Here is a 13,337-nt window from a genome sequence, read left to right as displayed (position 1 = left end):
CCGGATTACCTGGCTGAGGCGAGTTGGGGAGCTCGCCGGATTTCTTCGAGAACATTGGGAGCGGTCTCCAGGAAGGTACGCGGGTTTACCGCGCGATTGTTGATGCGCACCTCGAAATGGAGGTGCGGGCCGGTCGAGCGGCCGGTCGAACCGATCGCGCCGATGGTCTGGCCGGCCTCGACCGGCTGCCCGACCTTGGCGGCGAATTTCGACATATGCGCATAGCGGGTCATCAGCCCGTTGCCATGGCTGATCTCGACGACATTGCCATAGCCCGAGCGGCGGCCGACGAAGCTTACGCGGCCCTTGGCGGCGGCGAAGATCGGCGCGCCCACGGGGCCGCGAAAGTCGAGCCCCTTGTGCATGGCGGCGGCGCCGGTGAAGGGGTCGCGGCGATAGCCATAGCTCGAGCTAACCATTTCGACCTTGGCGGGGGCGACCTGCGGCACGCCAGCCAGCCCGCGTTCGAGCGCGTCCATTCGCGCGATCGACAGGCCGAGGCGCTCGAAGCGCGGATCGATACCGCCGTCGGCATCGGTGCTCAGCTTCTCGAGCGGACCACCCATCGCGCCGCGATCGGCATTGCGGATCATGCTGTCGGGGTTGAGGCCGAGCTTCTTGAGCGCGGCGGAAGCCCGGCTCGCTCGCCAATCCGCGTAGTGGGTCAGGCGTTCGACCAGGGCGAGCTGGCGTGCTTCGATCTTGGCAAGCACGGCGGCTTCGGGAATTGCGATACTGACCTTGTCCACCGTCTCGGTCGCCTCGCCCGACGAATCGGTGACCGGATGCGACGATTTGATGTCCTCGGGTAGGGCGGCGGACATCTCTTCGAGGAATTCCTGGCGCTTGACGAGATCGGTCGCGACCGCGTCGATATCGTCGCGATAGGCGTTCACGCGTTCGGTCGCGGTGGCGACCTTCGCTTCGCGGTCGAGCAGCGACAGGCGATCGGCGGTCGCGCGATACTGTGTCCAGCCGGCGACCGCCATCGAGAGTGCCCAGACGATCAGCACCGCCACGGCGATCGCCGCGGCGGTTATCTGAACCCGCGAGGAAATGGTGATGAAACGAACCTGGCCTTCGGAGCGCATGAAGAATTCGCGATCCGGGAACCAGCTGCGCATACGGCTCCCCCAGCCATTCGCGCCAATGTGATTGCTCAAAACGACCCGTCCCTTATGGTCTTAACGTCCCGGGCGTTGCGCTAACAAAGGTTGCTTGTGAAATCGAATCTCGGTTCCCGCAGAATCCATGAGTCGAAGGATCGACGGGACGAGTCGTTTCAAATCCGGATAATTTTTGAATCGACCCGGGAACCGGAGATTAAGTCGTGGTTTTATAATAGCTTGCGTTTCCTTGCGCGGGTGCCTTTCAAGCCATTGTATAAAAACGACAAATCCCCGGAATGTGCGGTTCGATGAGGCGGGGGCCGCGAATCGGCCTGCTCGGCGGCAGCTTCAATCCGGCGCATGGCGGGCATCGACGGATTTCGCTCTTCGCCCTGCGCGCGCTCGAACTCGACGAAATCTGGTGGCTCGTCTCGCCCGGCAATCCGCTCAAGCCGCGCCAGGGCATGGCGCCGCTGGCGGCGCGGGTGCGTTCGGCGATGGATCAGGCGCGGCGCGCCCCGATACGCGTCACCGCGATCGAGCGCGAGCTGGGCACGCGCTATACGGTGGATACGCTCGCCGCGCTCCGGCGTCGCTACCCCAAGCGCCGGTTCGTCTGGCTGATGGGGGCGGACAATCTCGCCCAGTTGCACCGCTGGAAGGACTGGCGGGGAATTGCGCGCAGTATGCCGATTGCGGTGATCGCGCGGCCCGGCTATGATGGTGCTGCCGTCGCGAGCCCCGCGATGGCCTGGCTGAGGCGCTTTTCGGTGCCGCTGTCCAGCTTCGTGAACAGGGGCGAATGGAGCGCACCGGCACTGGTGACATTGCGTTTTGATCCCGATGAAAGATCGGCCACGGCCATTCGCCGCGCCGATCCCGACTGGGCCTTACGCTATGCCGGACCGCCTCCGAGGGACCAGCTGACGCATCGATCGATCTCGTCGGGGGAGGAAACCACCGCGCCATGATGCGCGTTGGTCCCCGCATGGTCCAAGCCTCTCAATCCAGGAGTATCGTATCCGCCTATGACACAGGCGCAAACCAGCCCGGCCGCCGCCGGGACCGCTTCGGCCCAGGTGATCAACTTGGCTGACGCAAGCACCGACCCGCTGCTTCAGCTCGTCCTGCAGCAGCTCGACGACGACCAGGCGCAGGAGGTCGTGACCATCGATCTCGAGGGCAAGAGCTCGATCGCCGACCACATGGTGATCGCCTCGGGCCGCTCGACCCGCCAGGTCGCCGCCATGGCGCAGAAACTCGCCGAGAAGATCAAGCAGGCCGGTTTCGGCCCGGTGAAGCTCGAAGGGCTTCCGACCGCCGATTGGGTGCTGCTCGATGCGGGCGACGTGGTCGTCCACCTGTTCCGCCCCGAAGTGCGCAGCTTCTACAATCTCGAGCGCATGTGGGCGTTCGGCGACGCACCGCCGGTGGCCGGCCGGGCATAACGGTTTCTCGCAGCCGCCCGCGTGGCTGCGTCTTCGCTGATCGCGTAGTACTGCTGCGCATGCTGCGGGTGGGCATCGCCCTGCCTCGCCTGCGGCCCGCAAAGGATGTCCGATTCTCCTCCACGTCATCGCCCGCGGTAAGATTGCTCGCTCGCCCGAGGCGGATCTGGTCGCGCGCTATCACAAGCGCCTGACCTGGCCGGTGAAATTCACCGAGCTGCCGGAGACGGGAGGGCGCATCCCCGAGCCGCAATCGCCCTGCAAGACCGTCCTGCTCGACGAGCGCGGCAAGGATCTCTCGTCCGAGGCGCTCGCCGAAATCCTCCGACGGTGGCGCGACGACGGGATCCGCGAATGCCGCTTCGTGCTCGGCGCCGCCGACGGCCATTCGGAGGATGAGCGGGCCGAAGCCGACCTGCTGCTCGCCTTCGGCAAGGCCACCTGGCCGCACCTGCTCGCCCGCGCCATGCTCGCCGAGCAGCTCTATCGCGCGACGACGATAATCGCCGGCCACCCCTATCATCGCAGCGGCTGATCGGGCAGGACAGCGGGCATGAACCGCAGCCGCGCCGCTTTCGCCGGACTGGTCGCCGCAGCCCTGCTCGGCCTGCCCGCGCTCGCGCAGGTTCCGCCCGGGCTCGACACGCCCGAGGATGCGCGCGACGCGCTCGCGTCCGCCCGGCAACAGCAGCGCAACGCCCGCGCGCGGGGCGAGCGGCTCGAGAGCGAAGCGGTCCGGTCGCGCGAGGCCGCGACCAAGGCGAAATCCGCTGCGGCCGCGCTGGCGGCGCGGGTGCAGCAGGCCGAGGCGGGTATCGCGGCGGCCGAGGCGCAGCTGGCGCTCACCAATCGCGAGCGCCGCGCCCTGTCGGCCAGGCTGGCCGAGCGACGCACCCCGCTGGTTCGCCTGACCGGCGCGCTCCAGGCGATGTCGCGGCGTCCGCTCGCGCTCTCGGCCCTGCAGCCGGGCAGCCTGCGCGACCTCGTATACACCCGCGCCGTGCTCGACAGCACGATCCCGCTGGTGCGCCAGCGCACGGCGGCGCTGCGCAGCGATCTCGACCGGGCGAGGTCGCTCGAGGCCGAGGCGCGCGAGGCGCTCGCCGATCGCCGCGACAACGAGGTGGCGCTCCGCCAGCGCCGCAGCCAGCTGGTCGCGCTCGCAGAGCAGGAACGGCTCAAGGCAAGACAGGCCGCGGGGGGCGCGGATCGCGAGGCGGAGCGCGCGCTGGTGCTGTCCGAGGAGGCACGCGATCTCGACCAGCTGGTCGGTCGGCTCGAGGCGGCGGGCGCGCTGCGTGAACGGCTGGCGGCGCTGTCTGGACCGCTGCCGCGCCCGGCCGACCCGAGTGCGGCGCGCCTGTCCGCAACGCCGCAACCCGTACCCAGCGCCACCGAACCGCCCGCGCGCTACCAGCTGCCGGTGGCGGGCGCGATCGCCACCGGCTTCGGCGAGGCGGAGGCCAGCGGTCTGCGTCAGGCGGGGATCGCGCTGGCGGCACGCCCGCGCGCGCAGATCGTCGCGCCGGGAGCCGGGCGGATCGCCTTTGCCGGGCCCTATCGCGGCTATGGCAGGATCGTGATCGTCGAACACGCGCATGGCTGGACAAGCCTCGTCACCGGGCTTGCCACGCTCGACGTCGCGGTCGGCCAGCAGGTCACTGCGGGATCGCCGCTCGGCCTCGCCCCGGCGCAGCGCGGAGAGGTGACGCTCGAGCTCAGGCAGGGCGGCGAGCCGGTCAATCCGCTCGACCATCTGCGTTAGGCACCGGTCGAAAACTATTTCCCGCGCCGGAAATCCCGTGCTCATCTGGTATTAACCGCCCGCAGACGATAGGCTGCGCCCGCGCAAAGGAGAGTTCCCGCCCATGAAGTTCGCCGCCCTGGCCCGTTCGGCCGCCCTTGTGACCGCGGTCGCGCTGATCCCCGCAACGACGGCGGGTCTTGCCCAGGTCGATGGCCGGGCCGGACCCGAATTCGCGAAGGTGCTCGCGGTCTACCAGCGGATCAAGGCGAGCTATGTCGAGCCGGTCGAAGACGACGTGCTGATGCGCGGGATGATCGACGGCATGCTCGCCGCGCTCGACCCGCATTCGGCTTATCTCGACGGCAGCGATCTCCAGCGCCTCGAAACGATGATCGACGGCAATTATTCGGGCCTCGGCCTGTCGGTCGTGGCCGAGGACGGTGCGGTCAAGGTGATCTCGCCTTTCCGCGGCAGCCCGGCCGACAAGGCGGGAATCAAGGCGGGCGACTTCATCACCCATCTCGACGGCAAGCTGATTGTCAACCAGACGCTCGACGAATCGGTCGCGCAGATGCGCGGTCGTGAAGGCACTTCGATCCAGCTGACCATCTTCCGCCCAGGGCGCGACGAGCCCTTCGACGTCAATGTAACCCGCGGGGTCATCGAGCTCGAACCCGTCACCTGGGAACTCGAAGACGGCAATATCGGCCACATCATGATCAACGAATTCTCGCGCGACGTCGGCGGCGACGTCTTCTCCGCGTGGGAAGACCTCAAGAGCAAGGCCACCGGCCGCCTCAACGGTCTGGTACTCGACCTGCGCTCCAACCCGGGCGGCTCGCTCGACGAGGCGGTCGCGCTGTCCGACCTGTTCCTCACCGACGGACGGATCGTTTCGCAGCGCGGCCGCGCCCGGGGTGAGAACATCGCCTACGATGCCGAGACGGTGTTCCGCGGCGACATCGCCGAAGGGCTGCCGATCGTCGTGCTGATCGACGCCGGCTCCGCCTCGGCCTCGGAAATCGTCGCCGGCGCGCTGCAGGACCATCGCCGCGCGGTGGTGATGGGCGAGCGCAGCTTCGGCAAGGGCAGCGTCCAGTCGCTCCTGCCGCTCGGTCGCGACGCCGCGCTCAAGCTGACCACCGCGCGCTATTACACCCCCTCGGGGCACTCGGTGCAGGAGGGCGGGATCAAGCCCGATATCGCGGTGCCGCAGCTCTCCGATCCCGATCTCGCCAAGCGCTCGCGCTTCCAGATGCGCGAATCGGACCTGCGCGGCCATCTGATCAACGAGATCGGTCTCGACGACGATGCGGTGGAAAAGGATTCGCGCGAGGATCCCCGCTTCCAGCAGACGGCGGACGAGCTCAAGGAGAAGGGAATCGAGGATTTCCAGCTCTATTATGCGCTCGAGACGCTGCGCCGGACGAGCCCCAAGAGCATTGCCGCCCGCGTGAAATAGGCTAGATCGCGGGGCATGAGCCTTTCGCAGCCCGCCCGCTTCGCCCGTCTTCTGGCGCTAGCCGTGCCCGCCGCCCTGCTCGGCGGCGCCTATGTCTCGCAATACGGCTTCGGCCTCTATCCCTGCGAGATGTGCTGGTGGCAGCGCTGGCCGCATTTCGCCGCGCTCGGCCTGGCGATGCTCGCCTTCGCCGTGCCGCCGCCGCGGCTGTGGACCGCGCTCGCGGCGCTGGCGATCCTGGCGTCGGGGGCGATCGGCCTGTTTCATGCCGGGGTCGAATACGGCTGGTGGCCCGGCATAACCTCCTGTGCCGCGATCGCCTCGACGGGCGGCGGCAATGCACTCGACAATATCATGAACACTCCGCTCGTGCGCTGCGACGAGCCGGCCTGGACGCTGCTGGGAATCAGCCTGGCGGGCTTCAATTTCCTGATTTCGACCGCCGCCGGGCTGGCCATCCTGACTCTTCTGGTGAAGGATCGCCGCGCATGACCCAGCTGCCCGACCATCTCGCCCGCATGATCCGTGTCGACCAGGCCGGCGAGTTCGGCGCCACCCGCATCTACGCCGGCCAGCTCGCGGTGATGGGCGATCGCGGTCCGCATTCGGCCGAGATCGCCGGCATGGCGGAACAGGAAGCGGGTCACCGGGCGAAGTTCGACGCGCTGATGGCGCGGCGCGGCGTCCGGCCCACCGCGCTCCAGCCCTTCTGGGACCGTGCCGGCTTCGCACTGGGGGCAGCCACCGCGCTGCTCGGCCCCGAAGCCGCGATGGCCTGCACCGCGGCGATCGAGACCGAGATCGACGATCACTATTCGCGCCAGCTCGACCAGCTCCACGAGAGCGGCGAGGATCCCGAGTTGGCGGCGATGATCGAGGAGTTCCGCGATGACGAGCGCGAGCACCGCGATGCCGCGCTGGCGGCGGGGGCGGAGCGCGCCCCGGCCTATCCGCTATTGTCGGGGCTGATACGTCTCGGATGCCGTGCCGCGATCCGCATTTCGGAGCGCGTGTGAGCGGAACCGCCGGTCTGCGCATGCGCTTCATTGACAGTTCACCCGTGCGGGCGCTCAATGCCCGCCGCCCCATTCGCGAAGAGGACGCACGATGACCAAACCGCTGATTGCCCTGGCCGGCCTGGCTCTCGCCCTGCCTGTTTCCGCGCAGGCGCAGGACGCCGCCGATGCGGGCGACGACAGCTACAACATGATCATCGTCTATGGCGACGACGAATGCCCGCAGAGCACGCCCGAACAGATCGTCGTCTGCGCGCGCAAGGGGGAAAGCGAACGCTATCGCATTCCGGAAACCCTGCGCCTTTCGGAGAGCCCGGAAAACCAGTCGTGGGCCGAACGGGTCGAGAGCTTCGAGATGGTCGGCGATTTCGGCACCATGTCGTGCTCGCCCACGGGCGCGGGCGGCTTCACCGGCTGCACGCAGGAGATGATCAACGCCGCCTATGCCGACAAGGCCAACAATGCCGGCGTGCGCTTCGGCGAGATCATCGCCGCCGAACGGGCCAAGCGCCTTTCGACGATCGACGAGGACGCCGCCGCCGAGCAGGAACGGGTGGAAATGATCGAGCGCGAATACATGGAACGGCTCGAACGCGAGCGCGCGGCCGAGACCCCCGGCGCGGAGCCGCTGCCCCAACCCGAAACCACGAGCGATCCCGGCTAGTCTATCGCCGCTTAACCATTTGCGGTTACTAGGCCGGACATGAGTTCGCGCCGGAAAATCCTCACCGTATTCGGGACACGGCCCGAAGCGATCAAGCTGTTCCCGCTGGTGCATGCGCTGGCGGAGGACGAGCGGTTCGAGAGCCGCGTGTGCATTTCGGCGCAGCATCGCGAGATGCTCGATCAGGTGCTCGCCATCGCCGGCGTGGTGCCCGACCACGATCTCGACCTGATGACCCCGGGGCAGACGCTCGATGCGCTGACCGCCCGCGCGCTGGTCGAGATCGGCAAGGTGCTCGATGCGGAGCGGCCCGACTGGGTCGTGGTGCAGGGCGACACCACGACGGTGATGGCGGGCGCGATCGCCGCTTACTACCGCCGGGTTCCCGTCTGCCATGTCGAGGCGGGCTTGCGCAGCGGCGATATCCACCATCCCTGGCCCGAGGAGGTGAACCGCCGCGTCGTCGGCAGCTTCGCCGCGCTCCATTGCGCGCCGACCGACACCGCGCGCGACGCCCTGCTGCGCGAGAATGTCGATCCGGCCACGGTCCATGTGACCGGGAACACGGTGATCGATGCGCTGTACTGGGTGACGCAGCGGGTCGAACGGAATCCGGCTCTCGCCGCGGGACTCACCGATCTCGAGCGCCGTTTCGCGGGCAAGCGGATCATCGGAATGACCAGCCATCGCCGGGAGAACTTCGGCGAAGGCATGCAGAATATCGCCAATGCGGTTAGGGACATCGCGTCACGCCCTGACGTGGCGGTTATTTTTCCGGTCCATCTCAACCCCAATGTGCGGGCCGTGATGAACGAGCAACTCGCCGGGCTCGACAATGTCGCGCTGATCGAGCCGCTCGACTACCCGCATTTCGCGCGCCTGCTCGACATCAGCCATCTGATGCTCACCGACAGCGGCGGGGTGCAGGAAGAGGCGCCCGCACTGGGCAAGCCCGTCCTCGTCATGCGCGAGACGACCGAGCGGCCCGAGGGGGTCGAGGCAGGCACGGCCATGCTCGTCGGCACCGATGCGGCGTCGATCGTCCGCGAGACCACCCGCCTGCTCGACGACGAGGCGGCCTATGAGGCGATGGCGCGGGCGCATAATCCCTTCGGCGACGGCCATGCGGCCGCGCGGATCGCGGAGCTCCTTGCCCACGCCTAGCCAGTCATTGCGAGCGCAGCGAAGCAACCCGGTCTCGCACCGTCCCGATTGCCGCGTCGCCTGCGGCTCCTCGCAATGACTTAGGAAAGATCGAACCTCCATTACTGTAAAATTTACCGACAGGCGCTAGACCCTCGCGCAAAGGATCAGGGAAACACTCTTCATGCGTGGTGATACCAAGCCCGACGTCTGCGTCATCGGCCTCGGCTATATCGGCCTGCCTACCGCTGCCATCATCGCGCGCGCGGGCTGCCCGGTGCACGGGGTCGACGTGACGCAGCGCGTGGTCGACACGATCAACCGCGGCGAGATCCATATCGAGGAGGTCGATCTCGACGGGCTGGTCCAGGCGGTGGTCCAGCGCGGCCTGCTCGAGGCCTCGACCGAGGTCGCGCCCGCCGACGTCTTCGTCATCGCGGTACCAACACCCTTCGCCAAGGACGGCAACCATACGCCGGACACCTCCTATGTCATGGCCGCCGCCGAGACGGTCGCAGAGGTCCTGAAAAAGGGCGACACGGTGATCCTCGAGTCGACCTCGCCCGTCGGCACGACCGAGGCGATGCGCGATGCCATCGCGGCCAAACGCCCCGATCTCGCCATGCCCGGCCTTTGCGACGGCCAGCCCGACGTCAGCATCGCCTATTGCCCGGAACGCGTGCTGCCGGGGAAGATTCTCGAAGAGCTGACGCATAACGACCGCTCGATCGGCGGCATCACTCCGCGCTGTGCGCGCAAGGCACTGGCCTTCTACAAGCGCTTCGTGAAGGGCGAGTGCGTCACCACCGATGCGCGGTCGGCAGAAATGACCAAGCTGGTCGAGAACGCCTTCCGCGACGTCAACATCGCCTTCGCCAACGAACTCTCGATGATCGCCGACCGGCAGGGGCTCGACGTGTGGGAGGTGATCCGCCTCGCCAACCGCCATCCGCGCGTGAACATCCTCACTCCGGGGCCGGGCGTCGGTGGGCACTGCATCGCGGTCGACCCGTGGTTCATCGTCCACGGTGCGCCCGAAGAGGCGAAGATCATCCGCCAGGCACGCGAGACCAACGACGCCAAGATGCACCACGTTCTCGCCCGCGCGAAGGCGCTGGTCGAGGCCAATCCGGGCGCGAAGGTCGCCTGCCTCGGTCTCGCCTTCAAGGCCAATATCGACGACTTCCGCGAATCGCCGGCGCGCTACGTCGCCGCCTCGCTCGCGCGCGAATTCGGCGAGCGCGTGCAAGTGGTCGAGCCCTATGCGGGCGAACTGCCGAAGGAATTCGAGGGGACCGGCGCCGAACTGGTCGATATCGACACCGCGCTCGAGAAATCGGGCGTGCTGATCACGCTGGTCGACCACGATGTGTTCAAGGTCATCCCGCCCGAAGAGCGGCAGGCCAAGGCTGTCTACGACACGCGCGGCATCTGGCCCGACGTCGCCTGACTAGCGTCACGCTCCGGGGTAGCGATCGAACTCGGGCATCGCGCCGAGTTCGGCCATATAGGGCAACCGCTCGGCCGTCTGGATCTGCGCGCCGGGCGCATGGTCGGCGGCATCGTCGAGCGTCGCGGACTGAATATCGACGATACCCGGCAAACTCGTTTCGTTGATGAAGTAGAGCCCCGTGCCGCAGGTCCCGCAGAAGTGGCGCCAGGAATCGCCCGACGAATTGTAGCCGACCGCCTCACCCTTGATGACCCGGAAATTTTCGGCCTCGTAGGCCATCCACGCCGTCGCCGGCGCGCCCGACGAGGCGCGGCAATCGGCGCAATGGCACAGCGCATGATGCGCCACTTCGCCCTGAACTTCGTAGCGTACCGCGCCGCACTGGCATCCACCGGTCAACATCGCCGTCTCCTCTCGACTCGCGAGGAACATATCGCGAACGCTCACTTCAGACAAGCCCGATGTCGGGTGCGTCCTCCTGTTTCATCCCGACGACGTGGTAACCGGCATCGACATGGTGCGTTTCGCCGGTCACGCCCGAGGACAGGTCGGAGAGGAAATAGAGGCCCGAGCCGCCGACATCGTCGATCGTCACGTTGCGGCGCAGCGGGGAATTCAGCTCGTTCCACTTGAGGATGTAGCGGAAGTCGCCGATGCCGCTGGCGGCCAGCGTCTTGATCGGCCCGGCGCTGATCGCATTGACGCGGATGTTCTGCGGGCCGAGGTCGTTGGCGAGGTATTTCACGCTCGTCTCGAGCGCCGCCTTGGCCACGCCCATCACGTTGTAGTGCGGGATGACCTTCTCCGCGCCGTAATAGGTCAGCGTCAGGATGCTGCCGCCGTTTGGCATCATCGCCGCCGCCCGCTGCGATACGGCGACAAGGCTGTAGGCGGAGATGTTCATCGTCATCAGGAAATTGTCGAGGCTGGTGTCGACATATTTCCCGCGCAGCTCGCTCTTGTCCGAAAAGCCGATCGCATGGACGACGAAATCGATCGTTTCCCAGCGTGCCTTGAGCGCGTCGAAGGCGCTGTCGAGCGCGGCCATGTCCGACACGTCGCATTCGATGAGGAAATCGCTCCCGAGCTGTTCGGCGAGCGGACCGACGCGCTTCTTCAGCGCCTCGCCCTGGTAGGAGAAAGCAAGTTCCGCGCCCTGGTCGCGCAATTGCCTGGCGATGCCCCAGGCCAGCGACTTGTCGTTGGCGAGCCCCATGATCAGCCCGCGCTTACCTGCCATCAACCCGCTCATAGGGCGTGCTCCTCTTCTTCCATCTCGCGGGCCAGCGCGGCCCGGCGGTTCTCGTCGGTTTCCTCGACCATTTCCTCTTCCGGCGTTTCCGCGAGCGCCGCATTCAGTTCCGCGCCGATAACCACGCCGAGCCCGACAAGCCAGAAAAAGAACAGCGCGATCATGACGCCAGCGAGCGCGCCATAGGTGAGATCATAGGCGAAGAAATTGCGCAGCACCGCCGGCATGATCGTGGTCACCGCGATCCACCACAGCGTCGTCAGCAGCACGCCGGGCCACTTGGGATAGCGCTTGCGGCGGTACTTGGACGGGGTCAGCGAATAGAACAGCAGATAGAGCGAGCCGAACAGGCCCAGCGCCGGGACGATGCGCGACAGGCGCAGGTCCATCACCCGGTCGACCAGCTGCGGGTAATAGGCTTCGATCACCTCTTGCGCCGTGCCGATCAGGAATTGCGCGATCAGGCTGACGAGCAGCAGGAAGACCGCGGCCAGGATCACCCCCGAGGAAAACAGGCGGTATTTCCAGAAGGCATGCGTCGAGTGCGTGCCGTAGGCGCGCCGCAAGATGTCGCGAATCGTCTCGACCAGGCTGCCGACGGTCCACAGCCCGACGATCGCGCCGACCCACAGCAGCCAGCCGCTCCGCGCTTCGATGACGTCGCGCGCCACCGGTTCGATGACGTCGCGCACCACTCGCGGCAGGGCATAGAGCACCGCGTTGATCATCGCCGCACGCTCGGCCGCCTCGCCGAAGGCGGAAAAGATCGCCGCACCGAGGATGAAGAAGGGGAAGATCGCCAGCATCGACAGATAGGCGAGATTGCCGGCGTGGATGAAGCCGTCGTTATAGGTGCCGATCAGCGTCCGCTTGGCCACGTCCCATGCACGGGTTCCCGGGCCGACGCGCCGTTCGAGGCGTTCGCGCAGATCGCGCGCCTCCTTTCTGCGCTGCTCGGGCGAGAGCGAGTGAATCTCGCGCTCGGGAAGGTCCGAAAAGGGCTCCGACGACAAGTGTTAGACCCCGAGTCCTGCTCGCGGATCGCTCTCGTCCTTCCATCCTTGGAGCCGCTTCGCCAGCTCGTCGAGGTCACCCGGAAGCTGGATTTCGAGCGTGACCAGCTGGTCGCCGCGGGTGCCGTTCTTGCGCGTGAAACCCTTGCCCTTGAGCCGCAGCACGGTGCCGCCATCCGTTCCGGGTTTGATGGTCATCATCACCGGGCCATCGACCGTGGGAACGCGCACCTTACCGCCGTTGACCGCCTCGTCGAGCGTGATCAGCAGGTCGAGGCGCACGTCGTCGCCCTCGCGCTTGTAGGCCTTGTGCTTGTCGATCGCGATGGTGACGAGGCCGTCGCCCGCGCCGCCGGGGCCGTGCTGGCCCTTGCCCTTGAGCCGCATCTGCGTGCCGTCCTCGACACCCTTGGGCAGCTTCAGGTCGATCGTCTTGCCGTCGGCCAGCGTGATTCGCTGATCTTTCAGGGTCGCGGCATCGATGAACGGCACGCGCAGCTTGTAAGCGATGTCGGCGCCCTTCTGCGGCGGCTGGCGGCGTTGCTGCCCGCCGCCGAATGGGCTGCCCCCGCCGCGCTGGCCGCGCCCGCCGAACAGGCCTTCGAAGATGTCGCCGAGATCGACGTCCTCGCCGCCGAAGCCCTGGAAATCCTCGGCGCGGAAGCCGCGCTGCCCGCCGCCATTGGGGCGGAAGCCGCCGCCGCCCATCCCCGCGAAGGGATTCGCGGGATTGCCGTCGGCGTCGATTTCGCCGCGATCGAAGCGCGCGCGCTTGTCCTTGTCCGACAGCAGGTCGTAGGCATTGGTGACCTGGCTGAAGCGCTCCGCCGCCTTGGGATTGTCCTTGTTGCGGTCGGGGTGCAGCTCCTTGGCGAGCTTGCGATAGGCGCTCTTGATGTCCTGTTCGGACGCGCCGCGCGCGATGCCTAGGGTGGTATAGGGGTCGGCCATGGTGTGTTAGCTAGTTGCGACGCCTCGCGCATGCAAGCGGATGCGGTTTCCTATGCGGCGCAATGGGGATAGGGGATGG

The 13,337-nt window shown here is 67.0% G+C and carries 15 protein-coding genes; 10 read left to right on the top strand and 5 right to left on the bottom strand.

Features of this window, described 5'->3' with window-relative positions; genetic code table 11:
- Window positions 1-5 precede the first annotated feature (5 nt).
- The gene (locus ACN4E0_RS04100) at window positions 6-1,124 is read right to left on the bottom strand and encodes a M23 family metallopeptidase (RefSeq protein ID WP_419565866.1); all 1,119 of its coding nucleotides are present in this window, start codon (window positions 1,122-1,124) and stop codon (window positions 6-8) included.
- 293 nt (window positions 1,125-1,417) lie between these two features.
- Here ACN4E0_RS04100 and ACN4E0_RS04095 point away from each other — a divergent pair, with 293 nt between their 5' ends.
- From ACN4E0_RS04095 to wecC, 10 genes are all read left to right on the top strand, one after another.
- Window positions 1,418-2,080 carry a nicotinate-nucleotide adenylyltransferase gene (locus tag ACN4E0_RS04095; RefSeq protein WP_419565864.1) on the top strand — a complete coding sequence of 221 codons (663 nt, stop codon included), beginning with the start codon at window positions 1,418-1,420 and terminating at the stop codon, window positions 2,078-2,080.
- A 57-nt stretch (window positions 2,081-2,137) separates the two neighbouring features.
- On the top strand, window positions 2,138-2,557 hold the full coding sequence (gene rsfS / locus ACN4E0_RS04090; protein ID WP_419565861.1) for a ribosome silencing factor: 420 nt from the start codon (window positions 2,138-2,140) through the stop codon (window positions 2,555-2,557).
- A 112-nt stretch (window positions 2,558-2,669) separates the two neighbouring features.
- Window positions 2,670-3,092, top strand: coding sequence for a 23S rRNA (pseudouridine(1915)-N(3))-methyltransferase RlmH (locus ACN4E0_RS04085; RefSeq protein ID WP_419566268.1), 423 nt, complete (start codon window positions 2,670-2,672; stop codon window positions 3,090-3,092).
- 18 nt (window positions 3,093-3,110) lie between these two features.
- Window positions 3,111-4,322 carry a murein hydrolase activator EnvC family protein gene (locus ACN4E0_RS04080; RefSeq protein WP_419565859.1) on the top strand — a complete coding sequence of 404 codons (1,212 nt, stop codon included), beginning with the start codon at window positions 3,111-3,113 and terminating at the stop codon, window positions 4,320-4,322.
- Window positions 4,323-4,425: 103 nt separating this feature from the next.
- Complete coding sequence (locus tag ACN4E0_RS04075; RefSeq protein WP_419565857.1) at window positions 4,426-5,766, top strand: S41 family peptidase; 1,341 nt, start codon at window positions 4,426-4,428, stop codon at window positions 5,764-5,766.
- A gap of 15 nt (window positions 5,767-5,781) precedes the next feature.
- Window positions 5,782-6,258 carry a disulfide bond formation protein B gene (locus ACN4E0_RS04070; RefSeq protein ID WP_419565854.1) on the top strand — a complete coding sequence of 159 codons (477 nt, stop codon included), beginning with the start codon at window positions 5,782-5,784 and terminating at the stop codon, window positions 6,256-6,258.
- Window positions 6,255-6,782, top strand: a complete 528-nt coding sequence (locus ACN4E0_RS04065) for a demethoxyubiquinone hydroxylase family protein (protein ID WP_419565851.1) — start codon at window positions 6,255-6,257, stop codon at window positions 6,780-6,782. The genes ACN4E0_RS04070 and ACN4E0_RS04065 overlap by 4 nt, the downstream gene beginning before the upstream one ends.
- A gap of 91 nt (window positions 6,783-6,873) precedes the next feature.
- On the top strand, window positions 6,874-7,446 hold the full coding sequence (locus ACN4E0_RS04060) for a hypothetical protein (RefSeq protein WP_419565848.1): 573 nt from the start codon (window positions 6,874-6,876) through the stop codon (window positions 7,444-7,446).
- A 39-nt stretch (window positions 7,447-7,485) separates the two neighbouring features.
- Complete coding sequence (gene wecB, locus ACN4E0_RS04055; protein ID WP_419565846.1) at window positions 7,486-8,610, top strand: non-hydrolyzing UDP-N-acetylglucosamine 2-epimerase; 1,125 nt, start codon at window positions 7,486-7,488, stop codon at window positions 8,608-8,610.
- A gap of 163 nt (window positions 8,611-8,773) precedes the next feature.
- The gene (gene wecC / locus ACN4E0_RS04050; protein ID WP_419565845.1) at window positions 8,774-10,039 is read left to right on the top strand and encodes a UDP-N-acetyl-D-mannosamine dehydrogenase; all 1,266 of its coding nucleotides are present in this window, start codon (window positions 8,774-8,776) and stop codon (window positions 10,037-10,039) included.
- Between the two features lie 6 nt (window positions 10,040-10,045).
- On the opposite strand, the gene ACN4E0_RS04045 is transcribed toward wecC, so the two are convergent.
- The 4 genes from ACN4E0_RS04045 to ACN4E0_RS04030 are packed head-to-tail and all read right to left on the bottom strand — an operon-like array spanning window position 10,046 to window position 13,258.
- Complete coding sequence (locus tag ACN4E0_RS04045) at window positions 10,046-10,444, bottom strand: GFA family protein (protein ID WP_419565843.1); 399 nt, start codon at window positions 10,442-10,444, stop codon at window positions 10,046-10,048.
- A gap of 46 nt (window positions 10,445-10,490) precedes the next feature.
- The gene (gene fabI, locus ACN4E0_RS04040) at window positions 10,491-11,294 is read right to left on the bottom strand and encodes an enoyl-ACP reductase FabI (RefSeq protein WP_419565841.1); all 804 of its coding nucleotides are present in this window, start codon (window positions 11,292-11,294) and stop codon (window positions 10,491-10,493) included.
- On the bottom strand, window positions 11,291-12,307 hold the full coding sequence (locus ACN4E0_RS04035) for a YihY/virulence factor BrkB family protein (RefSeq protein ID WP_419565839.1): 1,017 nt from the start codon (window positions 12,305-12,307) through the stop codon (window positions 11,291-11,293). Before ACN4E0_RS04035 ends, fabI begins: the two co-directional genes overlap by 4 nt.
- A gap of 3 nt (window positions 12,308-12,310) precedes the next feature.
- Window positions 12,311-13,258, bottom strand: a complete 948-nt coding sequence (locus ACN4E0_RS04030; RefSeq protein ID WP_419565837.1) for a DnaJ C-terminal domain-containing protein — start codon at window positions 13,256-13,258, stop codon at window positions 12,311-12,313.
- Between the last annotated feature and the right edge of the window lie 79 nt (window positions 13,259-13,337).

Source organism: Qipengyuania sp. (assembly GCF_048550555.1).
Classification (GTDB): domain Bacteria; phylum Pseudomonadota; class Alphaproteobacteria; order Sphingomonadales; family Sphingomonadaceae; genus Qipengyuania.
The sequence above is the reverse complement of the archived record's forward strand: the minus strand, read 5'-3'. Positions and strand labels throughout refer to the sequence as shown.